The organism is Psychrobacter sp. CX16 (assembly GCF_057396245.1).
Window position 1 is genome coordinate 16,357 of the sequence record NZ_JBXYJF010000007.1, and the last position, 24,409, is coordinate 40,765.

The 24,409-nt window shown below is 39.4% G+C and carries 21 protein-coding genes and 2 pseudogenes; 5 read left to right on the forward strand and 18 right to left on the reverse strand.

Features of this window, described 5'->3' with window-relative positions:
• Positions 1-186: 186 nt before the first annotated feature.
• From infA to AC2SLM_RS03985, 5 genes are all read right to left on the reverse strand, one after another.
• The gene (gene infA, locus AC2SLM_RS03965) at positions 187-411 is read right to left on the reverse strand and encodes a translation initiation factor IF-1 (RefSeq protein WP_011961149.1); all 225 of its coding nucleotides are present in this window, start codon (positions 409-411) and stop codon (positions 187-189) included.
• 149 nt (positions 412-560) lie between these two features.
• Positions 561-1,391: a tRNA pseudouridine(38-40) synthase TruA gene (gene truA / locus AC2SLM_RS03970; RefSeq protein ID WP_486552260.1), complete on the reverse strand. Its 831-nt coding sequence runs from the start codon at positions 1,389-1,391 to the stop codon at positions 561-563.
• A 125-nt stretch (positions 1,392-1,516) separates the two neighbouring features.
• Positions 1,517-2,608 (reverse strand): asparaginase, encoded by a 1,092-nt coding sequence (locus AC2SLM_RS03975; RefSeq protein WP_486552160.1) that lies wholly within the window; start codon positions 2,606-2,608, stop codon positions 1,517-1,519.
• Positions 2,609-2,783: 175 nt separating this feature from the next.
• Positions 2,784-4,079 carry a FimV/HubP family polar landmark protein gene (locus AC2SLM_RS03980; protein ID WP_486552162.1) on the reverse strand — a complete coding sequence of 432 codons (1,296 nt, stop codon included), beginning with the start codon at positions 4,077-4,079 and terminating at the stop codon, positions 2,784-2,786.
• Positions 4,080-4,196: 117 nt separating this feature from the next.
• Positions 4,197-4,709: a hypothetical protein gene (locus tag AC2SLM_RS03985; RefSeq protein ID WP_486552164.1), complete on the reverse strand. Its 513-nt coding sequence runs from the start codon at positions 4,707-4,709 to the stop codon at positions 4,197-4,199.
• Positions 4,710-5,084: 375 nt separating this feature from the next.
• On the opposite strand from AC2SLM_RS03985, the gene tgt reads away from it, so the two are divergent.
• Together tgt and AC2SLM_RS03995 are read left to right on the forward strand one after the other, a co-directional pair.
• Positions 5,085-6,236, forward strand: coding sequence for a tRNA guanosine(34) transglycosylase Tgt (gene tgt, locus AC2SLM_RS03990; RefSeq protein WP_486552165.1), 1,152 nt, complete (start codon positions 5,085-5,087; stop codon positions 6,234-6,236).
• Positions 6,237-6,456: 220 nt separating this feature from the next.
• A complete protein-coding gene (locus AC2SLM_RS03995) occupies positions 6,457-6,753 on the forward strand; it encodes a tetratricopeptide repeat protein (RefSeq protein ID WP_486552167.1) in 297 nt (98 codons plus the stop codon).
• A gap of 140 nt (positions 6,754-6,893) precedes the next feature.
• Here the strand turns inward: AC2SLM_RS03995 and AC2SLM_RS04000 are convergent, their stop codons facing one another.
• The 6 genes and pseudogenes from AC2SLM_RS04000 to AC2SLM_RS04025 all read right to left on the reverse strand — a co-directional run.
• On the reverse strand, positions 6,894-7,376 hold the full coding sequence (locus AC2SLM_RS04000; RefSeq protein ID WP_486552168.1) for a GAF domain-containing protein: 483 nt from the start codon (positions 7,374-7,376) through the stop codon (positions 6,894-6,896).
• 284 nt (positions 7,377-7,660) lie between these two features.
• Entirely contained in the window at positions 7,661-8,476 is an 816-nt protein-coding gene (locus AC2SLM_RS04005) for a hypothetical protein (RefSeq protein WP_486552170.1), read from the reverse strand.
• Between the two features lie 141 nt (positions 8,477-8,617).
• Positions 8,618-9,769, reverse strand: coding sequence for a tRNA preQ1(34) S-adenosylmethionine ribosyltransferase-isomerase QueA (gene queA / locus AC2SLM_RS04010; protein ID WP_486552172.1), 1,152 nt, complete (start codon positions 9,767-9,769; stop codon positions 8,618-8,620).
• Positions 9,770-9,899: 130 nt separating this feature from the next.
• On the reverse strand, positions 9,900-11,009 hold the full coding sequence (gene dinB, locus AC2SLM_RS04015; RefSeq protein ID WP_486552174.1) for a DNA polymerase IV: 1,110 nt from the start codon (positions 11,007-11,009) through the stop codon (positions 9,900-9,902).
• Between the two features lie 246 nt (positions 11,010-11,255).
• On the reverse strand, positions 11,256-11,471 hold the full coding sequence (locus tag AC2SLM_RS04020; protein ID WP_486552176.1) for a PepSY domain-containing protein: 216 nt from the start codon (positions 11,469-11,471) through the stop codon (positions 11,256-11,258).
• Positions 11,472-11,519: 48 nt separating this feature from the next.
• Positions 11,520-11,663: pseudogene (locus AC2SLM_RS04025) on the reverse strand (PepSY domain-containing protein); the annotation flags it as partial.
• Between the two features lie 400 nt (positions 11,664-12,063).
• Between AC2SLM_RS04025 and AC2SLM_RS04030 the strand changes: the two are divergent.
• The 3 genes from AC2SLM_RS04030 to AC2SLM_RS04040 all read left to right on the forward strand — a co-directional run bounded on the left by AC2SLM_RS04030 (position 12,064) and on the right by AC2SLM_RS04040 (position 17,001).
• Positions 12,064-12,465, forward strand: a complete 402-nt coding sequence (locus AC2SLM_RS04030; RefSeq protein WP_486552177.1) for a (deoxy)nucleoside triphosphate pyrophosphohydrolase — start codon at positions 12,064-12,066, stop codon at positions 12,463-12,465.
• Positions 12,462-15,302 (forward strand): DEAD/DEAH box helicase, encoded by a 2,841-nt coding sequence (locus AC2SLM_RS04035; protein WP_486552179.1) that lies wholly within the window; start codon positions 12,462-12,464, stop codon positions 15,300-15,302. The genes AC2SLM_RS04030 and AC2SLM_RS04035 overlap by 4 nt, the downstream gene beginning before the upstream one ends.
• Positions 15,303-15,546: 244 nt before the next feature.
• On the forward strand, positions 15,547-17,001 hold the full coding sequence (locus AC2SLM_RS04040; protein WP_486552181.1) for an SLC13 family permease: 1,455 nt from the start codon (positions 15,547-15,549) through the stop codon (positions 16,999-17,001).
• A gap of 46 nt (positions 17,002-17,047) precedes the next feature.
• Here the strand turns inward: AC2SLM_RS04040 and AC2SLM_RS04045 are convergent.
• From AC2SLM_RS04045 to AC2SLM_RS04075, 7 genes and pseudogenes are all read right to left on the reverse strand, one after another.
• Positions 17,048-17,203: pseudogene (locus tag AC2SLM_RS04045) on the reverse strand (IS1595 family transposase); the annotation flags it as partial.
• A 784-nt stretch (positions 17,204-17,987) separates the two neighbouring features.
• Positions 17,988-18,854, reverse strand: coding sequence for a PAP2 family lipid A phosphatase (locus tag AC2SLM_RS04050; RefSeq protein WP_486552183.1), 867 nt, complete (start codon positions 18,852-18,854; stop codon positions 17,988-17,990).
• Between the two features lie 11 nt (positions 18,855-18,865).
• The gene (locus tag AC2SLM_RS04055; protein ID WP_486552185.1) at positions 18,866-19,336 is read right to left on the reverse strand and encodes a diacylglycerol kinase; all 471 of its coding nucleotides are present in this window, start codon (positions 19,334-19,336) and stop codon (positions 18,866-18,868) included.
• 333 nt (positions 19,337-19,669) lie between these two features.
• Positions 19,670-21,157: a sensor histidine kinase gene (locus tag AC2SLM_RS04060; protein ID WP_486552187.1), complete on the reverse strand. Its 1,488-nt coding sequence runs from the start codon at positions 21,155-21,157 to the stop codon at positions 19,670-19,672.
• Positions 21,158-21,166: 9 nt separating this feature from the next.
• Positions 21,167-21,910, reverse strand: coding sequence for a response regulator transcription factor (locus AC2SLM_RS04065; RefSeq protein WP_486552189.1), 744 nt, complete (start codon positions 21,908-21,910; stop codon positions 21,167-21,169).
• Positions 21,911-21,915: 5 nt separating this feature from the next.
• Positions 21,916-23,598, reverse strand: a complete 1,683-nt coding sequence (locus AC2SLM_RS04070; protein ID WP_486552191.1) for a phosphoethanolamine transferase — start codon at positions 23,596-23,598, stop codon at positions 21,916-21,918.
• A 336-nt stretch (positions 23,599-23,934) separates the two neighbouring features.
• Positions 23,935-24,390: a DUF6691 family protein gene (locus AC2SLM_RS04075; RefSeq protein WP_486552193.1), complete on the reverse strand. Its 456-nt coding sequence runs from the start codon at positions 24,388-24,390 to the stop codon at positions 23,935-23,937.
• Positions 24,391-24,409 lie beyond the last annotated feature (19 nt).

Sequence of the window (24,409 nt, forward strand, 5' to 3'; positions counted from 1 at the left end):
TACTTTTTTTAATAAGCAAGTTTTAATAATCAAGTTTTAATAATTAAGCTTAAGCCTGACCGATTAAGAGAGCCGTTAAAAATTATACACGCAAAAAAGCCGCTTACTTAGCGGCTTTTTCTATAGTGATAAGATAATCAGCTGTTTGACACCTGTTATCTTATCAACTCAACGTAGAGCAGACGATTAAGTCTTGCCACGGTAAGTGATACGACCTTTAGTTAGGTCATAAGGCGTCATTTCAACTTTAACTTTATCGCCTGTTAAGATACGAATATAGTGTTTGCGCATCTTACCTGAGATATGGGCAATGATTTCATGACCATTCTCTAGGCGCACTTTAAAAAGCGTGTTTGGAAGGGTGTCGATGACTTCGCCTTCAAATTCAATAATGTCGTCTTTTTTTGCCATAATTATTTGGGTTAACCCGTTTAATAGAATTGTAGGTCATTATTATACGCAAATAGCGCCAATTTAGCAAACTAGCACTGTGTATGCTTCCTGTTATGCCCTGTAAGCATAGGGCAAGTAGAGATGTTTTACATACAACCTGCTAACCATTAAGGCGACTCTGCCAAGTTTAACCACTGCGGTGTCAGCGGCAGCTCAGGTAATAGCTTTTGCAAATGCTCAGGATAGTAGGCATTAATAAAGTACAGACCATCAGGAGAAGCAGTCGGCGGTGCGATAGTACGGTCCTTGGCTTCGAGGATGCGTAGGTAATCTTCTGGTTGTAGCTCACCTTTGCCAATGGCAAATAACGTACCCATCAAATTGCGAACCATGTGATGCAAAAACCCATCGGCTTGAATATCAAAGACAATAAACTGCCCATGCTCAAACAGTTTGGCATGGTGAATATTGCGCACCGGCTGATTAGACTGACAGGCAGCAGCTCTAAAGCTACTAAAGTCATGCTTACCAACAATATAAGCTGCCGCTTGCTGCATCAATGCTAAATCGAGTGGCTCATGAATGTGTGTTACTAAGTGATTGAGCATGGCAGGGCGCTGCGGCTGATTGAGGGTAATATAACGATAACGGCGAGCAATGGCACCAAAGCGGGCATGGAACTCATCCGGCATGGGCTGTATCCAGCGGATCGCCACATCATCAGGCAATAGACTATTAGCACCGCGTAGCCAGTTATAGATACCGCGCTTGGCACTGGTAGTAAAGTGCGCCATCATATTGCCGCCATGTACACCCGCATCGGTGCGTCCTGCCGCAACGACTTCGACAGACTCATTGGCAATTTTACTAAGCGCCTCTTCAATCACTTGCTGCACACACAACACTTCTTGTTGTCGTTGCCAGCCATGATAGCTTGAGCCATTAAACTCAATACCTAGGGCGTAGGTTTGAGTGGGCTTCTCAGAAGGTGCATCCATAGAAGTTTGTGCTGCTGCTTGGGTCTCAAATGTCATGTGTATTGCCAAATGCTATTGATTGAATGATGGAAGGTTTAATTTGAATAAAGGCGTGCAGATTAATATCAATGCGAGCGTTTATTGAACTATTGCTGGGTCACGCTATAACGCCAACGTTGTCTGCGGCGGGTAGGTGTGTTATAGGCAAGGTGCAGCCACATTAAGCGCGCATATACCGCTGGAATAGTGAGTCTGCCGGCAGAGAGAACATGATGTTCATATTGCCAACTGCCTGCTGCATACGCTTCGCTAACCCCGCCGTAAGGGCACTGGGTAGTACAAACCAATATATGCCCATGTCGATAGAGGTCGTCCATAGTACTGGCAATGACTTTGCTAAAGGGAATATTGCCGGCACCAAAGCCAATTAAAATCACGCCACAAGGTGGCAAGTTCAGTAAGTTCTTTAGCTGGGTTACCATCCAATCAACGTTATTAGGTACGCAGTAAAGGGTAGCAACGACTGCTTCGCGCGCGTTATTTAATAGGGGAGCTAAATTATCTTGAGCATCTGAAATCCAGTTATTGCGCCTAGCGGTAGGCAAGGATTTGACATAACTAGTCGCTGGATATCCAGCACGGCTGTGTCCGGTAAAGGCCATTAAGTCATGGCTGTGTATTTTTTGCACGGTTTGAGCCGGCCAAGATTCTCCGGCAAAGGTGATGTAGACACCAGATTCACCATACGCAGATAAACCAATGGCCTCAGATAAATTGCCCCAAGCATCGCTATTGGGATCGATGCTGTAGTTATGAATGTCATTGGCATCGAATAACGGGCGCATACTAGCCGTTAGAATCACACAAATGTCAGAGCCGGCGAAGGCCTCTGCCAGAAATGACCCGAGATAGCTTAAGGTGTCGGTTCCGGTGATTAATACAAATTGCCTGTGACCTTTGGCATAACGGTTCAGAATAAGCTGATAAAAATGCGCCAAATCTTGCGGTGATAGCTGGCTACTATCCTTCACACAACTATTCTGCAACACCTCAATATTCGGATTGATATTTTGATGAACTTTATCCATCAACAGCGGTAAGAAAGTTGTTGCGGGTAGAGCAGCCAAAGGTTTGCCATAGCTACCAAAAGTACCACCGGCATAAATCAGCTGTATCTTATTAGGATTGGCTTGATCGTGGAGATTGGCTGTCGAATCTGAGCGATGTGTTGAGGTCATATTAGATATCTGGCTCTTATTATTTAAGGCTAAATCGTATTTGTGTTTGCAGCGTGCAGGCTAGCCTAACAGTATACCGCTTCTAAGCCGAGACTAAAATACAAAAGGCACCAAGTGAGTATCTGATGCCTTTTCAAAAGAAGTTTGCCTATGAGGTTTGCCTATTTAGTGATTTTTAATATAAGCGGTCGAGTACATCTTGTGCATTCTGCTTCTGCGCTGCTGTAGCATCATCAGACAAAATAACTTCTCTTACCAAACGTTTAGCGCTGTCATACTCACCGACTTCTAAGTATTGATGAGCTAGATCTAACGTAAGCTGTGCGTTATCAATCTGCTTAACAAAGTCAAAGGCAGGCATTGACTCGCTTTCGCTTGTCGTATCGTCGTTTACCTGTTTTGCGTCTTGAGAATTACTTTGACCCGCTGTCTCATTAACCTGTGAGTCTATGTCAGCTGGCAGGCTAGAAACTAAGTCGTTAGCTGCTGCGTTATCAGATACGCAGCTTTCAGTTGAAGCGGTATTTGTTAAAGAGCTATCAGTTTTTAATGGTGACTTCTGACTCTCTTCATTATCTACGATGTAACGATTGCTAGTGACCTGTGTGTCTTCACTAATCTCTGGCGCTGCTGCAGGCTTAATAGTAATGGTATGTGTTTTTGACTCTGAGCGTGATAAGTCATCAACTTTAGATTCCGTTTTCACATCCGATTTCGATGTTGGCTCTGGTTTTGCCTCTATATCAGCTAATGTCGCTTCTGTCTTTTCAACTCGCTTGGCAGCAACTACGATAGGTTGCTCAGCATCAGTTTTCGGTTGTTCAACGTCAGTGTTGGTTTCAGCTTCAGTGACAGGTTTAGCCTTGGTTTCGGCTAAGGTATTGGCCGAATTATCAATAGTAATCGGTGCTTCTGGTTTAGCAGCTGTGTTGGTTTTGATTGGCTTAAAGGTTGCTTTAGACAAAGAAGGTTGATTACTCGTATCTGTTTTAGCAGTATCGTCATCTGAAACGATTGCTTTATGAGCGGTATCTGTTTGTTTAACCTCAGCCGTCTTGGGCTTATCTACTTTAGGCTCGTCAATAGCTTTAGTCGCAGGTTTTTCTGGCTGTAAATCTTTAGGTGTGTTCTCTAGTGTAGTTACAGGCGCAGTAGAAGAGGCTAAGACATCCTTCTTATCTACTGCCTTTGCAGCCGATTGCTCTAGGTTTTGGTCTGTTGGTTTTTCTGCTAATGGCGCCTGATTTTTTAGATTCTCAGGTAAGCTGTCTGCTGTAGCTTTGGCAATAGGTTCGTTTGCTTCTGGATTATGTAAGTAGTTATTCTCTCTTATTTTAGCAGGCTCAGGCGGCAGCTTATGCTTGCCTTGTTTACTTGGCATGGCGTCGCCATCATTATGACGCAAAATGATATAGGCGAGGATTGTTATTAGGGCAATTAAAATAAAAACGATGGTAATCTTTAACAGCATAAAATGGTCCTCACCTTTAAATTGTATGTCATCATAATATAAGTAGTGATGTGAGATAAGTAAAATAGATTAAGTCAATGTTAGGCGGCTTATGATTTTAATAATAGGGTCTGGCGGTTATTCTTTAGCAAAATTTGGCAAATTGTCTGATAAATAATAGGGCAAACTGTTGATGTTTTTATTAAAAGACTCAGTCGTTGGCATCATTGGCGGTACTGTATTAAATAGAAATAGTGGCTGAAAGCGCTGATGATTTGATACATCTTTAATAGATGGCTTTAAGTCTTTAATAAGAACGGGCATTTTATTGGCTGCCAATAGATTCAGCGGTGTGTATTCACCTTTGTTAGACAGCGTATTGAGCGAGCCGGTAGAAGAAGTATTATTAAATAGGGGAGGCAGAGTCTGGTTGTTTATCAGACTTAAAGCAGTAAAATTATTTGAAGAAGTACCAAGTGTTGGCAGGGCGTGGCTTTTAATAATTTGGGTCTTTAATACGCTAAAAGTAGAGGGTGTCTGGGCTATAGGTGCTACAGATATATTTGCCATAGCAGACACATTAACGAGCAATAACAGTGACATGCCTAAGGTTGTTGAGAACGCGGGGCGCTGCTTACGAATGCACATCATGTCAGAACTATTCCCTGTAAAATAAACGGTCATTTATGGCAGCATTGATATACACGATTTATGCCTCATAAATAAGGTATGAAGTCGAGTGATTATTGCAGTGCTACCGCTTTTATACCAAAGTAAACAAACGATTACTAGCTAATTCTATGATTAGCCGTTAATGGGTGGTTTGGTGAGCGTAACAATTATACCCAATAGCCAACCTCAATTATTCCAGCAATGTTATAATTCGTATTATTCATTAATGCCGATTAACGCCGGTTTGTTTCATTGAGCGCATTAGTACAAATCAACCGAATCACGACTTCCTTTGGCTTAAGCACTATCTAGTTTTCATCCTATTTTTAAATCTATTTATTCAGAGTTAATTCTATGCAATTTACCCTACACAAAACCGCAGCGGGCGAATCACGTGCGCGCCGAGGCACCGTCCATTTGGCTCACGGTGATATTCGAACTCCAGCCTTTATGCCAGTCGGTACTTATGGCACCGTAAAAGGCATGCTACCACGTGATATAGAGGACATTGGTGCCGATATTATCTTGGGAAATACCTTCCATTTATGGCTGCGTCCTGGTACGGATATTATCGATAAGTTCGGTGGTTTGCATCAGTTTATGAACTGGGATAAGCCTATTTTGACAGACTCAGGCGGCTTCCAAGTATTCAGCCTTGGTGCAATGCGTAAAATTACCGAAGAAGGCGTCGCATTTAAATCACCGATTGATGGCGCTAAAGTGTTTTTATCGCCTGAAAAATCAATGCAAATCCAGTACTCATTAAACTCAGATATTGTGATGCAGTTTGATGAATGTACGCCTTATCCTGCGACCTTTGGTGAAGCACAAAAATCACTAGAGCTATCGTTACGTTGGGGTCAGCGCTGCGTCGATGAGCACAACAAACTGGGCAATACCAATGCCTTATTCGGGATTGTGCAGGGCAGTATGTATGAAGACCTGCGTCGTCAATCCATGGAGGGATTATTAAAGATTGGCTTTGATGGTTACGCCATTGGTGGCCTGTCAGTAGGCGAGCCTAAAGATGAGATGATCGGTGTATTAAATTATATGCCAGCGATCATGCCAGCGGACAAACCGCGCTATTTAATGGGAGTGGGCAAGCCAGAAGACATCTTAGAAGCGGTACGACGCGGCGTGGATATGTTTGACTGCGTGATGCCAACTCGAAACGCCCGTAATGGTCATTATTTTGTGACTGGCAATGAAGAGAACCAAGGCGTGGTGCGTATTCGCAACAGTCAATACCGTGAAGATACAGGTCCACTTGACCCAGAATGCGACTGCTATTGCTGCCAAAACTTCAGCCGTGCTTATCTCTATCATTTAAACAAATGCAAAGAAATGCTGGGCGCACAATTAGCGACCATTCATAACCTACGTTATTATCAGCGCTTGATGCAAGGCATTCGTAATGCGATTGATAACGACACTTTCGATGAGTTTGTGGCTGATTTTTATCACAAACGTGGTCAAGAAGTTCCGGCTTTAGAGCTTGAATAGTCTTTAATATTTAGTCATTCAAGTCTTAGGCAGTTGCTTGAGAGTAAAAGCGAGATTGGCTTAGCCAGTCTCGCTTTTTTTGCGCTTATAATGTATTAATATACAAATATTTTTGGTTCTGCTCTTTCTATATTTTGAGTCAATTAATAACCTTCTAAGCTCATACTATTAATATAGTATTTCTGTATGATACATAATTTTTTAAATGTTAAGTGTGAGTATGACTTTAACTAATGCAATTCAGAAAGAAGCCAAATTGGGTAATGCAGATGCCCAATTTAAACTTGGATTAATGTATGGCACTGGTCAAAGCGTCGAGAAAAATCTGACACACTCATTTAAATGGCTACAAGCGGCTGCAAACCAGAAGCATGTAGAAGCTCAATTTAATCTTTCTGTCTTATATGAACAAGGCATCGGCGTTAATCAAGATTATGTAACAGCTGCATCCTTGTTACAACAAAGCTGTGATAATGGATTTAACTTGGCATGTATAGAACTAGATGAAAGCAAGTGACGTTTTTAAGACTGGTAACGAATTGTTTAAGAGCTTATATTCAATGCAGTGATCGTCAGCTTTCTTTTGCCTATCTAGATAAAGTATTTAAAATCTTAAAAAAGACAAAGTTGCCATGAACTTCATATTTTTTATAAAAACTACTTCAACAACTCAACCAACTTCTCCAAATACTCACCATCGACTTTATCAAACGTCGCCAATTTATCTGAATCGATATCTAATAACGCAACAACCTCACCGTCTTGATTTTTTATCGGCACCACAATCTCTGACTGTGATAATGATGAGCAAGCAATGTGGTTCGGATGCGCATTCACATCATCGACGATTTGGGTCTCGCCAGACTGCCAAACCTCACCACAGACACCTTTGCCATAATCAATACGAGTGCAGGCTAGAGGGCCTTGAAATGGCGCAAGAATAAGCTGATTCGATGCAGTATCAACGCGATAAAAGCCAATCCAAAACCAGCCAAAGGTGTCCTTAAGTAGGGCAGTTAGGTTCGCCATGTTGGCAATTAAATCACTTTCATTACTAATGATAGATTCGGCTTGTTTAAGCAATAATTGGTATTTTTCAGGTTTATTGTCCATTGAATTAATGGGAGTAATCTTGTGCATCCTATTATTCTCATTTGTTAAATTGCGCTAATTAAATAAGAAAAGCGATTTTATTATTTTACCCTACTCTAAGCTCTTTATAAGTTATTGATAATTAAAGGCTTATAAAAATAAGGCTACAGAAGTAAATATTTTAAGTCCTTTAAAATTAAGGGTTAAGAAAAAAGAGTTGAGATTCGGGTTATTTTATAAATAAACGCTATCAGCATAAAGGCGTGTACAAAAAAATCTCAAACCTATTCTAGAATTTGAGATTTTAATGTTTAGTTAAGTGATTAGGATGATTATTTATTAAATCCCAGCTTAAGAACCCTCATTTCTTTAGTTTTGTTATCGTTAGTACCTACTAATATAAAAGTATTATTCAAAACATAGGTGACACCGTGGAAACGATCAGTACTTGGGCACCCTGTACCGAAGAAGTGACCATCGTAATCATAAAACTTGATGTCATAATTGTTGTCTATTATGGAGCCCTCAAAACGACAGTTTTGAGAATAGTTAAGATTTAAGCTTTTACGATTGGCATCTGTTGTGTTGCTGATAGTCATAGAAGATATATTGTTTTTGAAAGCTACTTGGGAAATTGCGCCAGTGTAAGTCCCGCTAAAGTCATTTAATGGTAAACCGTTAAAATCTATATAGGATAGGGTGTAAGCTTTCTTATCAAGACTTGTATTAGTATTGGTTAGATCAAATACGATACTTTGTTTTGGTGTATGGTTGGCAGTAGCAGAATAATTACGAATAGTACTAATAAGATCAGCATCATCGAACTCAGTGACTTGAGTTGAAATAACCTTATCTTGGAGAGTAAGTTCTCCACTATAAACACTAAAAACTTCTTTGTTGTAGGCAGTCGTATTTCCTATGTAGTTATTGAAGCTACCGAAATATTCTCCATTAGGTTTAACCAACATGGTTAATACAAGTTCATCTCCATTGTCAGCTTGCACGATACTTTCATAATACCCTTGTATATTTTTAGGTGAGGCCGGATTAGCTGCTTTAGTAGTAGGACTTGAATCAGATGAATCGCCACCACAAGCGGTTAAAGCAGTGGCTAATATAAGGGTCGTGATTTTAATATAAGGGTTCATAAGTATTCTCGTTTTAGTTTACATAGACTTAAGAATATATTGCTGGTTTAAACTTTAGTGAGTTAGATTCACCTGAAATAAACATATTATTAACGTGATTAATACATTATAAGACATAGATATTCTTGTTGCCAATAGTAATTATGACCTCAGACGCTCTAATAGCATGGCATCACCATAGCTAAAGAAACGGTATTTTTGCTCAATAGCATGTTGATAAGCCTGCTCAATATTAGGTTTGCCAGCAAACGCAGAGACCAGCATTAATAGCGTTGATTTAGGCAAATGAAAGTTGGTTAATAGCGTATCAATCACCCCAAACTTAAAGCCAGGATAGATAAAGATATCAGTATCGCCCGACCAAGCGGAAACCTCTGCGTTGTCATTGGCAGTCTTTTGATAAGCCGTTTCCAGTACACGGGTAACGGTGGTGCCAATAGCAATCACTTTGTTGCCATTTTTATGCGTCTGATTAATTAAGTCCGCAGTGTCTTGTGGCAGATTGGCATACTCACTGTGCATGGTGTGATTGAGTAAGTTATCGGTTTTGACTGGCGCAAATGTGCCAGCGCCAACATGCAAGGTGACGTAAGCGGTGTGAATGCCTTTGTCGGCAAGCTGCTGTAGCACTTTATCATCAAAATGAAGGCTAGCGGTTGGCGCCGCCACGCTGGCTAGCTTGGCTGGGTCATGGAACACAGTTTGATAGCGTACATTATCGGTTTCATCAGCATGACGTTCAAAATACGGCGGGATCGGCAATTCACCATAGTGTTCTAAATCTGGCAAGATTGGATTTTTAAAGCTTAAGATAAATAAGTTCTCATGACGACCTATCATCACACATTCGATATTGCCATCACCGAGTAACACAGTCTGCCCAAGTTTTGGCGCTTTGCTAGCACGCACATGACACAGTGCCACATTCTCAAACTTTTGACCTTCTTCATTGGTCTTAAACTGCACGTCATCGGTTAAACGCTCGACCAATACTTCGACTTTACCGCCGGTGTCTTTTTGACCAAACAGACGTGCTTTCATGACCTTTGTGTCGTTAAACACAATCAAGTCACCCGTGTTTAATAAGTCCGGTAGGTCAGCGAATTGCTTGTCTTGAATGTCAATAGTAGGGCCAGTTTGCGCCGGTAAGTACATTAAGCGTGAGGCACTGCGCTCAGCCAGTGGATAACGGGCAATGTAGTCATCAGGCAGATTATAGTCATAGTCGTTGACACTCAGATAGCCAGCAGTGTCTGTATGTTGGTCATTTTTTTGATCAGTAGAGTGAGTCATATGCGGTCTTTAATCGATTTTGAGGTATGAGAGATGTAGCCTATATCTAGGCTATCAATAATGGCGGTTAGTTTAACAGAAACGCGGCTTTTTTGAGTCAGTTTGACTAGGTGTTGGTTGTATAAACAGGCTATAGACCGAATAAATCAGGCTGATTATTCACAGCGTCCAAGGTTGTAAGGTTAGAATATGTGACCCCAACCAAACGAATAGGTAAATGGCGCGGCGCATCATCAAGCAGTTTGCGTAGCCAGTAATGAGCAGAGTCTGCACTGGGGAAAGGCGTGTGTAGTGTGTGTGAGCGGGTAATTTGGGTGAAGTCTGAATACTTAATTTTAAGGGTAATGGTATGACCTAAGCGCCCCTTTTTAGACAGTTGTTCAAAGGCATCGGCATTTTGTTCAAATATCTGTACCAGCAAGCTTTCAGTATCGCTTAAATTATCGCGAAAGGTAGTCTCAGATCCGACTGACTTGTGTTTGCGTTCAGACTTAACCGGTCTGGTATCATTACCATGTGCAATCTCTGAATAAAAGCGTCCTCGTTTACCAAATTCATGTACCAAAGTATCTACCGACATGGCTTTTAAGTCTGCACCGTTATATATGCCCATTTCATGCATACGCTTTGCCGTGGCTTTGCCAATACCGTGAAAGCGCTCAATAGGCAGGCTGGATATAAAGCTTTCGGCTTGCTCGGGAGTGATAACGGCAATGCCATTGGGTTTATTAATATCGGAGGCAATTTTGGCAAGCATTTTATTAAAGGATACACCAGCGGATGCTCGTAGCTGCGTCTTTTCATAAATTTGCGCGCGTAGCCAGTTCGCCATTAAAGTGGCTGAGCCATGATGCTCTTTGATACCTGTGACATCAAGATAAGCTTCATCAAGTGATAACGGCTCAACTTTGTCAGTTAAGCTGAGCATAATCTCTCGAATGTCCTGACTCACACTGCGATATACCTCAAATCTTGGTCGTACAAATATAGCCTCAGGGCAACGGCGCTTGGCCTCATAGCAAGACATAGCAGAGCGTACGCCAAACTTGCGTATCTCATAACTTGCAGCCGCAACCACGCCGCGACCACTGGGATCACCGCCCACCACCAAAGGCTTTCCTCTAAGCTCTGGAAAGTCGCGCTGCTCGACACTGGCATAAAACGCATCCATATCTAGATGAATAATTTTACGCTGTGGCGGTGTGGTTTCCTCAGTCGTGGAGGTGAGAGGTTCGCTCATAGGGTTATCATAAACAACGGTGTCATCGAGTCAGTAAAGAGCTAAATTATAGGGGTTTATTCGGGCTGCCTATTTATAGTTGTAGTATATCAGTCTTATACGCTCCACAAAAATTACCCCCTACAGAACCTAGCCTGTAAGGGGTAAATAGCCAATGCGGCTATTGTTTAAGCCAGTGGTTGTTACTCATTAAACAATAAACAAGTCGTTATTAATCGGTGACTGGTAGTGAGTGCATAAATGGGATTAATCACGCTCCATGCTAATGACACGGCCCGTATTGGCATTGACGACCACTTCATATTCTTCGCCGCTACGTACCGTTTTCACTTCATAGACTGGCGTGGTGTTCTCAACATCAAACTCCGCCTCAATGACTCGGCCTTTTGACTGGCGAGCAGCGATTTGCATCGCTTTGGTTAAGTCTACTTTGGCATTGTTTAATGCTGTATATTTTGCCACTTCGGCACTGTCTAAACGCTTTTGTATGTTGCTATTGATAGCGCCTGTGCGTGAATTGATTTTGACTTCAGATTTGCTCGTGGTAGAGGCAAACGCTACTTCATATTCTGCGTCATCATCGTCGAACTCAACACTTTTTAATTTACCTTGCGCCTTTTGTTTGGCAATGCTGATGGCTTTATTAATGCCAATTTGACCTTGTGTGGTGGCACTTTATGTGGTCGCTGCAACGCTTGGTGCCACTGCGCCAAAGGTTAATAATACTGACGTTGCTAATACTGATAAGGTTTTCATAGTGAACTCCTTAAATACTGATAAATCATATAAATCTTGATGTTCTGATATAAAGTATTTCAAATCCGAGGGTCGATATCTCTAGAGTTTTTGTTAAAACATAGAGTAGCGTGTAAAACAGTCAACGGGGAGGTTAAGATATGTTTCTGGTGTCTAAACCCTTATTATAATGCGATAAATACTTGATAAAGTGATAGATGTCAGTGATATTGATAATTCAATCAAACATATATAATCTTTAAAATAGCGGCATTTAATAAGAATAATAGTATTTATAAATTTTAAGGGCATAGAAATAATGAAACAAGTGAATGTAGCGGCAGCGATTATTATAAATAATGACAAGATATTATGTGTTCAAAGGGGTCCTAATAAACTTGAGTACATTTCAAAAAAGTTTGAATTTCCAGGCGGCAAAATAGAATCGGGTGAGTCACCACAAGAGACTGTGGTTAGAGAGATTTACGAAGAGCTGAAAATGAACGTGGCTGTTGAACAAGACTTTTTAATTGTGAATCACGAGTATCCTGATTTTAAGATTCAGATGCATGCATTTATCTGTTCGACGCCAACCAGAGAGTTTGAGCTGTCAGAGCACATCTCATTTAAGTGGTTGAATGTTAGTGAACTAAAGCAGCTAGATTGGGCTGCTGCTGATATTCCTATCGTCAATAAATTGGTTGAGGAGATGGCTAGATGATGGAGATTAACTCTCTGGATCAAAGCCTAAAAAAGAGCTTTATCAACAAACATTATAATGCCAATAAAAATTATCAGGCTGCTTTGCTGACCAATGATAAAAAAGAAGGTAAGAAGTTTTTATCTACTTTATTAAGAGAGCTCAGTGGCTGCGATGAGTTTTATATCTCTGTCGCTTTCGTGACAAATAGTGGTGTCGCAACCATTATTAATTGCCTGCAAGAGCTTGAGAAAAGAAACGTTAAAGGGACGCTACTTGTTTCGCAATACTTAAACTTTACCCAGCCTGATGCGTTAAGAAAGTTGTCTAAATTTAAGAATATTGTTTTAAAAATTGCGACCAATGACCTTCACTCAAAAGGTTATTTGTTTAAACACGGTCGTACAAATAACGTCATAATTGGCAGTAGTAATCTTACCGCAAGTGCCCTTTGTTCCAATAAGGAGTGGAATCTAAAAGTTTCAACTACTGATGATGGACTGCTATATGAGCAAGTCATTAGTGAATTTGATAAAGAGCTTGCGGTAGCAAAAGATGTCACGCCTGACTTTATTCAAGAGTATTCACAGGTTTGGAATAGAGCAAAGTTACTCAGACAGCAGGTTAAGGTTGCAGAGGAAAAGATCATACCTAAGTCAGTCACGCCAAATCGAATGCAGCATGAGGCCTTAAAAAACATAAGTGATTCACGTAAACAGGGTAAGAATAAAGCGCTTATTATTTCTGCGACGGGAACAGGTAAGACCTATTTATCTGCCTTTGATGTACAGCAATATCGGCCTAAAAAGTTCTTATTCATTGTGCATAGAAGAACGATTGCTGAAGATGCAATGCGAACTTTTAAAAGCTTATTAGACCCTAAAATATCTATGGGTCTGTTCTCGGGTCAATATAAAGAGACCGAATGTGACTATCTGTTTTCGACTGTACAAACCTTATCAAAACAAGAGAACTTAGATCTATTTAGTCCTGAGTATTTTGACTACATCGTTATTGATGAAACCCACAGGGCAGGCGCGCATTCGTACAAGGCGATATTAAAGCACTTTAATCCTGGTTTCTTACTAGGAATGACAGCGACGCCAGAACGTACGGATGGGGCTAATATCTTTGAGCTGTTTAATTACAATCTTGCTTATGAGATTAGACTGCATCGTGCGCTTGATGAAGGTATGCTATCGCCATTTCATTATTATGGGGTGACAGATATAACTGTTAATAATGAAGTCATTGATGAGCATTCAGACTTTAATAAATTGACTAGCCAAGAGAGAGTGAGCCATATTATTGCCAAATCCAAATTCTATGGTACCGACTCTGGAGAAGTGAGGGGTCTGGTATTTTGTTCGAGCAATAAAATTTCGGCACAACTGGCCGATGAATTTAACAGGCAGGGCTATCCTTCTATCGCTTTATCAGGTGCAAGTTCAGAGGATGACAGATTAGAGGCGATTCGACGGCTAGAGAGCAAAGACAGTGACAAAATTGACTATATCTTTACGGTAGATATTTTCAACGAAGGTATCGACATACCGAGCGTGAATCAAATTATGATGTTAAGACCGACTCAGTCGGCCATTATCTTTGTACAGCAATTGGGTCGAGGTCTAAGAAAAGCAGAAGGTAAAGAGTATCTAACGGTTATCGACTTTATAGGCAATTATTCCAATAACTATTTAGTGCCTATTGCCTTGTATGGTGACCGCTCGTTTAACAAAGATACGATTCGAAAACTGATTCGAAGTGGCAGTGATTTTATTCCAGGTGCATCGACCGTTAATTTTGATGAGATAGCACGAGAAAAGATTTTTGAGTCTATCAAAAATGCCAATATGCAAAAGTTAGCGGATTTAAAAAAGGACTACGAGGACTTAAAACATAAGACGGGTAGAATCCCGATGATGATGGATTTCATCAAGTATGGATCAAGAGACCCGTGGTTATTCGCATCATATTCAAAGTCTTATTTAAACTTCATTAAAAGAGTTGAAAACGATTATCAAGGCACAGTTTCACCAGATTTAAAGACACTTCTAGAGCTGTTTACGCTTAATATCAATAACGGCAAGCGTGTTGAGGAAAGTTTATTACTACGACGACTGATTGAAGAGGGTAGTCTACATAAAGACGACTTTATAAGCGCAATACAAAGCATGTATGGCTATATTATTGATGATGAAACCATCAAATCACTGCTGATTAATATTAACTTTAATTTCATCAAAAAAGACTATGACAATATTAGGCTAGAAGATGATGTCTTTAACTTAGGTGAAGGCTTAAAAAAGGCATTAGCAAACGATACGTTTAAGCTATTTTTCGTTGATTCGATTGAATATTCCATTGCCACATTTAACGCTGTTTTTTCTGATAAAGAGTACGTCGATGGTCTACTTAGATATCACAAATACAGCAGGAAAGATGTTTGCCGATTATTAAACTGGGAACAAGATATTAGTAGTACTGTTTACGGTTATAGAACAAGAAATGAGGTCACGCCTTGCTTCGTTACCTATCATAAGGCAGAAGAGTTAGAAGGTGATATTAATTACAACGACCACTTTATTAATCCTTCTGAGTTTGCTTGGGAGTCACGATCAAACAGAAAACTTTGCAGTGCTGAGATTAAGAACGTCATCGACTCTAAGCGCATACTTTTGTTTGTTAAAAAAGAAGATGGTGAGGGCACAGATTTTTATTATTTAGGCGATGTTGCCATTGAGCCTGATTCGATTGAGCAAGGGGAGACTGACAAAGGACAGCCAGTCGTTCATTTTAGATTCTTACTTGATAAGCCAGTGGAAGACTCGCTTTATGACTATTTGATTCAGGAGTAGACCCTTTAGAAATAAAAGCTATCCTCAACATTCCGCCCACAGGCGCAGTAGATTAAGATAGCTCTTATTAAGCTTATCGAGTTGCTCATTAATTAGTGAATCTTTGATTGAAATCGAGGTCGAATTGGTATCTTAATAAAAAATTGACGGTCTGTTATGATAGTTAATTAATTGGTTTAAATGTTGTACTATAGTTGAGAAGAATTAAAGGTATACACAACTACTTTATGGATAAGGATGCCCGATGACAGAGCCTAATAACGTACGACCATCGCCCAATGACAATCAAAACTTAGACAACCACATACCCAATGATGGCAATGAATACCTATTTACCGATACTTTTCCCAAGGGTACTGGCAAAGGCTTAATTGTTGTTGCCTTGTTTGCTGCTATTAGCCTGATACTTTTTAATGTCTTACCCTTTGATGTTAATGTGAATAAGGGCTTGTCCTTATTAGTATTCATCGGTGGGCTTTGGCTGACCGAAGCTATTCACGTTACCATCACAGCACTATTGGTGGCGATTATTGGTGCAGTCATTGGTATCCCAGATTTTGATACTACCAAAGCGCTATCAAGCTTCTCGAACCCTCTTATTTATCTATTTTTTGGTGGTTTTGCGCTGGCAGCCGCTCTGCATGTACAAAAGCTTGATGCCAAAATTGCATTAAATATCATTGCTTTATCTGGTGGGCGACTGGGTAATGCGGTGATGCTACTATTTGCAGCAACTGCGTTTTTATCCATGTGGATATCAAATACAGCAACCACGGCGATGATGCTGCCTCTTGCTATTGGTATGTTGACACAAGTAGATAGAGAGAAGGACCGTGGTACCTTTGTGTTTATTTTACTGGGTATCGCATTCTCTGCCAGTATCGGCGGCCTAGGCTCAATTACCGGCTCCCCACCAAACGGCATTGCTGCAGAAGCGCTGCAACTATCAAACGCAGATTGGATGAAATTTGGTATTCCAATGATGCTGGTACTGCTGCCATTATTAATCGGTGCGATGTATTTGTTCTTAAAACCCAACTTAAACGTTAAGTTTACGCAAGTAAAGGCCGCTGATATTCCATGGACTAAGTCTAGGGTATTAACCATTATTATCTTCGTACTAACGGTACTCGCTTGGATATTCAGTAAGAAGATTGGTGCTACCTTTGGTATCGCAAAGACAGATACCATCATTGCATTGTCAGCCGCTGCCGCTGTAGTCAGCTTCGGGCTAGTCTCTTGGAAGCAGGTATCTGATAACACCGATTGGGGTGTATTGATGCTATTTGGCGGCGGTATTGCGCTGTCTAATGTATTGAAACTATCCGGTGCTTCTGTGGTGATGGGGGAGACGGTGGCAGGCGCGTTAGCAACTGCACCCCTGTTTATCATCTTATTGGCGATGGCATTATTTATTATATTCCTAACCGAGTTTGCCTCGAATACAGCCTCAGCGGCATTACTGGTACCTATTTTCGTCGCTATTGCAGAGCAGATGGGTATACCGACGCATGTATTAGTGATGATTATTGGTATCGGTGCTTCATGTGCGTTTATGTTACCTGTGGCAACTCCGCCCAATGCTATTGTGTTTGGTACCGGATTGATTAAACAATCCGAGATGGTACGAACTGGCGTTTTATTAAATATTATTGCATCCGTTATCGTTGGATCATGGGCCTACTTTTTCTTGATGTAGACCCGTATCCAATTTTAAACTGCTAATAATAAGGCCCTTGGTATTAATCAATAACAAGTCTTATCTTTCGATAGAATAAGATAGCTGAATTTGGTTGTATACCGAGTATATCAGCCGCTGAACGAGCAGTTACTTCAAGCACAAAGTATTCAAGCAGCTTTAATTGTACTTTTTTACTTAATTTACAACGGGTTAGCTTCATAAAAGTAGTTTAGCATAGTGCTTATCTACTTCAGCCCCTTAATTTTTTATGCTAGAGTAACTCTAGCCGTGCATAATGTTATTAAAGTCATGAGTGAGCTGGAGATTTATGATTTAGAGGATATGCCAATTGATACTATATTAGGTGGATAGCGTTAACGAGCCTGCATAGCGATGATATTAGCTCTTGTTATAGATGTTATTTTGTTGGATGAGCATTAGACATATCCTATGAATTGAAGTTATAAAACAAATGTGATAATTGCTAGAGGGCGGTAAGATTATTGTTGTAGTATTGCATGACTAGAATCAAGCACTAAATCATCTCAACTTACTAGTGGTTTACAAAGCAGGAACATATAGGAGTTGAGCGCGTGGTAGCTAATTAAAGAAACAATATTAAAACAGGTGTTTGACTGTATATAGCATATAGCTTAACAATCATTAAGGACACTGTTTCACGCACGTTAATGGCTATTTATATTTAAAAAAGGACATCTACTCAATTTATCTGATAAAAACAATAGTACATACTCATAAAGTATGTATTAAACATTATGAACTAGTTTCTCATATCAATTAGTCCACCAATTCACGGCAATCAAACTTAAATTACTTAGTATGAAAAATTAGGTTATTAAGTTTACCTCTGATTTACTGACCGTGACCTGTTGAAATATATTATATCTGTTCAAACTAACCTTCCAAAAGATTCCCTAAGTAAATAGGATCTTCTTTGCAATGATGCAATATTTTTAAAAAGATTGTATAGTCTTCGAAGTTTTTCAAATTTTATTAAAGTTAATATTATTTTTAAAGATAATCCCTGCAATCCCATAAACAATAAACCATGACAGCCACATAGAAACCAACGTATGACTAAAAAAATGATCACCAATCATCATTTTATAAAATCCCATTGTCCAACCCAATAAGGTAACTAACAGGATTATTTTATTTTTTAAACGATAAAAACGAGGTAGGTAAGCAATAGCGTATAACGCAAATCCAGCGCTAGCATGAGCGGCTGGAAAGCATTTGGCAGATGTTTGAGATATAACATCCTGCCACAAGGATAGGTAGGCATATTGACCACCAAATAATGTTAATTGGTTTGGACAAGCAACATGCGTTAACGTTTTTAGAGTAGCAATAATGGAGGGGACGGCTATTAGTGATATTAAGATATAACTTAATTCACGAGGGGTGAAAGTTAATGATAATTTGCCAAATATAGTGATTAAATCGTTAACCCTTGATCTGGTTTTATTTTCATTTTTATTCTTAATTTTATTAGTATTCTTAATATTATTGTTATTTATGTCTTTTATTCGACGTTGTAATGACCATTGACACCATAGACTTACTATTAACCATATCCCAAATACTATAATCAGCCTTTTTGGTAGGTCATAAAAAATAGCACGCCAAGGTTGGGCATTTTTTTCAATTAACCATTGCTCGTTATGATAAAACAAATTGCTAATAGTGACATCAACGCCACTATGTTCAAACATTAAAGTCGAGAACACCGCTAGAGCTAACAAAAAAAGCCATGTGTTGAAACAGAAGCTTTTTAAGTGCACATGATTTCTTATAGGATCTCTTATGAGAGATTTAGGATGAGTAAAGCCTTTTAGTTTGTTTGACACGTGGATTAGACCTAGAATAATTCTGATAACGCTATCATCCATAAAATGAATAGTAGTAATAATACTAAAAACTGCGCTGCAGAACCGACATCTTTAGCCACTTTTGCCAAAGGATGCTGCGCAGTGGAGGTGTGATCGACACTGGCCTCAATACCGGTGTTAATTAACTCCACAATAAGGGATAGGAACGAGGCGACGACTAGTATCATTTTAAGGGCAATACTTAAGGGCAGAAGTATGGTGAAGCAAAATAAAATAATATTCAGCCACAATACCTGTCTAAAAGCCGCTTCATATTTATAAGCCGCTCTAAATCCATCTAAAGAGTACCCTGTCGCTTTTATGATACGAACGATACCCTTGTTGCCTTTCGCCTTTCCTGCAAAACTATCAGCGTTTAGCGCTTGTGAGACATCTAATGGTGTTTCACCAATAACGTGAGTTGTCTCGTTTTGATGTTCATTGGATTTAACATTGGTCATAAAAAGTGCTCTGTTTTAAGCGATAATTTGAGTATATACAGAGGCGGGTTAAGAAAGCGTTAAGGTGGGTTTATTAAATTCTAAATCCTTTATGAATGACTACCTCATTCTCAAGTTTTAAGGTAGGATGTGGCTTAAGCGCAGCATTTCTGATTCAATGTCTTGAATTTCTATGCCCAAAGCACCAGCCTTGTAAATTAAAATCGGGTTATATAGTCAAAGAAGTCTAAAATGGTTACAAGTCAACCGAGTGCAAGTAGCAAGTAATATGGGAGTAGGCTTAACAAGGTAAACGTTGTAACCGTTTAGTAGTTCGCTGACTATAGGTTTAAGTTATTGATAAAAGATAGTAAAGGTACTGCCGCCAGTTTCATTTGATTGATAGGTCATACGCCAGCCCATATGCGAAATAATACGCTGAACAATACTCAACCCTAAACCCGTTCCCTCAACATTAGCTTTAGAGTAAGGACTAGTGGAGGGTATTTTATTAATATTATCCTCTAGATTGATGCTTTCATGATTAGCGCTTTCCTGGTTGTTGTTTTTATGCTTAGGGTTTTCGTGCTTAGTACTTTCATGAATACTGCTGTCGGGCTTAGTACTTTCATGAATAGTGCTTTCATGATGAATGCTATGAAGATTGGAGTATTCTAATCGATTAAATCTCTCAAACATCAAATGTGTCTTAGCTTCAGGTATGCCCATTCCTGTATCTGCAATAGATATTTTCTTGTCATCTATAGATATAACAACGTCACCCTCGTCCGTATATTGAAAGGCATTTTTTATTAAATTTCCAACGGCCATTTTAAGGAGTTCTGGGCGGACGTAGGCGCTATATTCTAGGTCAGAATGAACGGTGCAGATGACAGGCTTATATTTAATTAAATAGCTAAGCCGCTCAACTTCTAAATGTACAACCTCATTAATAATCGTTTGAGGAGTGTCAAGTTGCTCTGGGGCTCTTGATAATAATAATAAGGCACTGATCATTTGTGAGGTATCTTTAGCGGTCTTATTAATTCTAGTGGTGAATTCTCGTAAGGGGCTATCCTCATTAAGCTGAGACTCTAGCACCTCTGACGCCCCCATAATAATCGTTAACGGAGTACGCAGTTCATGACTGACATCTCCTGTGAATAATTGTTCACGTAACAAAAAACTTGAGAGTTGTCTGTTTTTATTTTCAATAGTGCGTGCAAGCACCTCAACTTCTGTGGGTACATTGGATAATTGACTTAAGTCTTGATAATCGGTTTCAACCGCATTTTTTAAATCTAAAATTGGTTTTATAATCGCTTTTGAAGATAAATAGGAGAATATAAAAGCAAGTAAAATACTCAATAGCAAGGCACCAAGCAATGCTTCATACATGATTTCTTCTATATTTTCAAAAATGGTTAAAACTGGATATTGGGTATCTAAAAGTGTAGCATTTTCTAAATAAGTTAAAAGATAGGTTTGATTTTCATAGTTATATTTAAAGTAATGCAACTCTGAGTTATTTCCATTACTGATGACTTCGATTTCTTGAACGGTATCAGTCGCTAAATGCTTTAAGTTTTCAGGGGCATATTGAAACTTATAGATATTTATTCCTGGATTGCTGTGATAAACCGATTGATCCCCGTTTTCCTTTAAGCTTAACTGCAATTGTTGTTGTAACCTACTCTGCACTAAAGACTTTTCGATTTTTGTTTCGGCGATATAGAATATAAAAATGAAGGTAGAACACAGCATGATGGCAAATAAGATATAGGACAGGCGAAACTTTGTTTTTATTGAGTTGAGTTCAAACACACTATTTTTTTTAAACATAGTATTGGTTCAATCCAATTTAGAACTAACAATCTGATAACCGACACCAGATACCGTGTGAATCAAGGGTTTATCGAAAGGTTTATCGACCTGTGAGCGAAGCGTATGTAGATGGGTGCGAAGTGCATCACTGCTCGGTATATCATCCCCCCAAACGCTAATTTCTAAGTCAGTTTTACTAACCAAGCTTGGGCTTTCGCTCATTAATGTCTTAAGAATCTTAAAGCCTATCGGCGTAACTTTAATTAACTTACCGTCTCTATAAACAGTATGAGTTTGGGTGTTTAATACCAGTGTATCTACTTTCAACTCTTCTTCAAAGTGTTTATTTTGATGACGTCGCACTAAGGCTTTAATGCGCACCTCAAGCTCCACTAGAGAAAAAGGTTTGACTAAGTAATCATCAGCGCCACTCTCAAACCCTATCACTTTGTCCGAAATAGTATCCCGAGCCGTTAACATTAATATCGGGGTTTTAACATGCCATTTTTGACGCAGTGTTTTGCACAGATGCGTACCATCCATTCCCGGTAGCATGACATCAAGTAATATAACATCATAACGATTTTGTGATGCCAAATTAAGACCGCTTTTACCGTTATAAGCATTGTCTAATTCATACCCTTTAGGCTCAAAAAAAGCATAAATATTAGCGACGATATCAGGATTATCCTCAATAATAAGTATGTGGCATTTGTCGGTGATTTGACTAGGTATAACCTTATCAGAGTTTTTGGGATCAGGTGTATTCATAAATGTCACTTAGATAACGTTTTGAAAAAAGTCGGCTTACCTTTCGTTTCCTCAGAACTGATGCCATAAAAATTCAGCAAAGTCGGGGTAATAAAGTCATGAGACACCGGTTTATTTAATAAGGCTTCAATACTTGATTTGTCGATATGATTACTTGAAGGTGACCAAATAATGACGGGAATATGTTTTTGTTCATTGGGGGCAATTGAGTAGGGGAGACCATGCAAGTATATATTATTTTCGCCTAAGCTTTCTCCATGATCGCTCACATATATCATCGTCACATCGTAAGTTTGTTGGTAAGGCTTTAACGTTTCAATAATGTTATTTAAAAAGTAATCTGTATAACGGATGGCATTATCATACCCATTGATAACCGATTGAGTATTGCATTTTGACAGCTCATTGGTCATACATACAGGTTTGAATACCTCAAACTCTTTGGGATAACGCTCATAATAAGCTGGACCATGGTTGCCCATTTGATGTAATAATATCAAAGTATCTTGAGGCGTTACTAGTTTATCAAAGCCCTCTAACATGCCAATATCTCGGCATTCACTATCACAAATAGGGTTGTTATCTGATGTCTTAAATTCTTGATACGTCACTCGATCAGCGACCCCTTTCGAGCTTGAATTATTGTCTCGCCATATCACGTTAACTCCCAGTTTATGCAGGGTATCTAATACGTTTTCATGGTAAGCGGCATTTTTAGAGTCATAATCTTCCCTACCTGCATAACTGAACATACAAGGTACTGAATAAGCAGTAGAAGTGCCACATGAGGTTGCCTCTTTAAAGCTATAGATATCGGTTTGTTTGGCTAGCAAAGGCATGGTTTCGCGTGGGTATCCATTTAAGCTAATATGATCTGCCCGAACTGTTTCACCCACAACAAAGACCATTAGTTTAGGTTTGACGCTTTGGGTGCCAGACGTCACATGTTTTGCATCGGTTGCATGAGGAATCAAGGTATCAGGACGGTTTAGTTTATCTAGGTAATCCGTTCCTAATTTAATGGTTGAATAGATTGGTGTGATAGGATTTGCATAGTTCCGCACCATTTTATGTTGACGAAAAAAGCTGGCGTATTGATCCCCAAAGGGTAATAGGCAGACGGCTATGACAGCAATTGCCAATACTAAAGTCATCACTCTTTGGAGAAGCGCAGAACGCCAAGTCAGGCGCTTAATGGGTAATTTAAAAATGATAATAGCCGGTACAATACCCATTAAAAGCACACGTAGTAATAAACTGAATGAAAACAATCCCATTGCTTCTGCATGATCCGTCTCCATACTGTTAATAAGCATGTTGGTATCAAATATTGTGCCATACGCATCAGTAAAATAACCACAGACAGCGCCGATAAGAAGAAGCGTAATAAGTACAAACTTTGCAATGGGACGATACGTCAACAACTGCACAACCAACCACATTAGTCCAAAAAGCAAACCTATTAAAGACAGAAAAAACCCTAGGTTACTTTGTATAGGGTAGAGGCTTATTACTTGTTTAAAAAACCCTATATTTGCGGTCGCCAATAAAAATATAACCACGCCTAAAATTAAATAATTAAGATTGATTTCCCGGTTTTTAAGCACATGCTTAAAGCCCTTTAAATTTGGATCTTTTATGGGTTCAACGAGGACTATATTTGAGATTGAATTTTGGGTTAGGGGCATGGCGTGACTTCTCAACGGTAACTTAAGGATTGAATCCTAAAATAGCAATTGCCCCGTTAAGAAGATGTTAAGAAGATTCAGGATTGAAGTAGAAACTCAAAAATAGAGACTTTAAACTTAAAACTAAAAAAAGTTATTTAGACCCACTCAAAAATTTAAGATACCGAGGAAAAATAGTGCAAACACTACTAGTGGTTGGTTCAACGAGTTTAATAAAGATAAGATAATTTTTAGAAAAGGTATTCAATTCTAAACTCTTAACGCAGGCTGTGGCTTTAGCCCAGCAGTTTTGATTATAGGTTTTGATTTGCTGGGCAAAAAGCATCAGCCTACAATCTAATTAAGATTTGATTTAGTGATAAACCCATATACACCATGCAATCCAAAACCTCCGAGCATGGCTACAATAAATAGCATGGCTTGCCAATATCCAGCAAAAGCAGATACCAAAGCAGGGGCAGGACAAAATCCAAGCATCCCCCAACCTATGCCAAAGCAGATACTACCGATGAGTAACTGAGGAGTAATAGCACTATTACTGGGAAGCTCAATATCTGAGCCATCAAATGCAGGCTGATGCTTATTAAATTTTCGTTTGGCAATCATAAATGCGGGCATGGCAACCAAAATTGCTGCGCCCATTACCAGAGCCAATGACGGGTCCCAATTGTGAAAGATACTTAAAAATGCCACTACTTTATTGGGATCCACCATCTGAGAGACAATCAAGCCGAGTGTAAAAACCACCCCTGCGCTAAAGCTTAAAATAAAGGTCTTGTATGATGCTGACATTGTAGTATTCCAAAAAGAG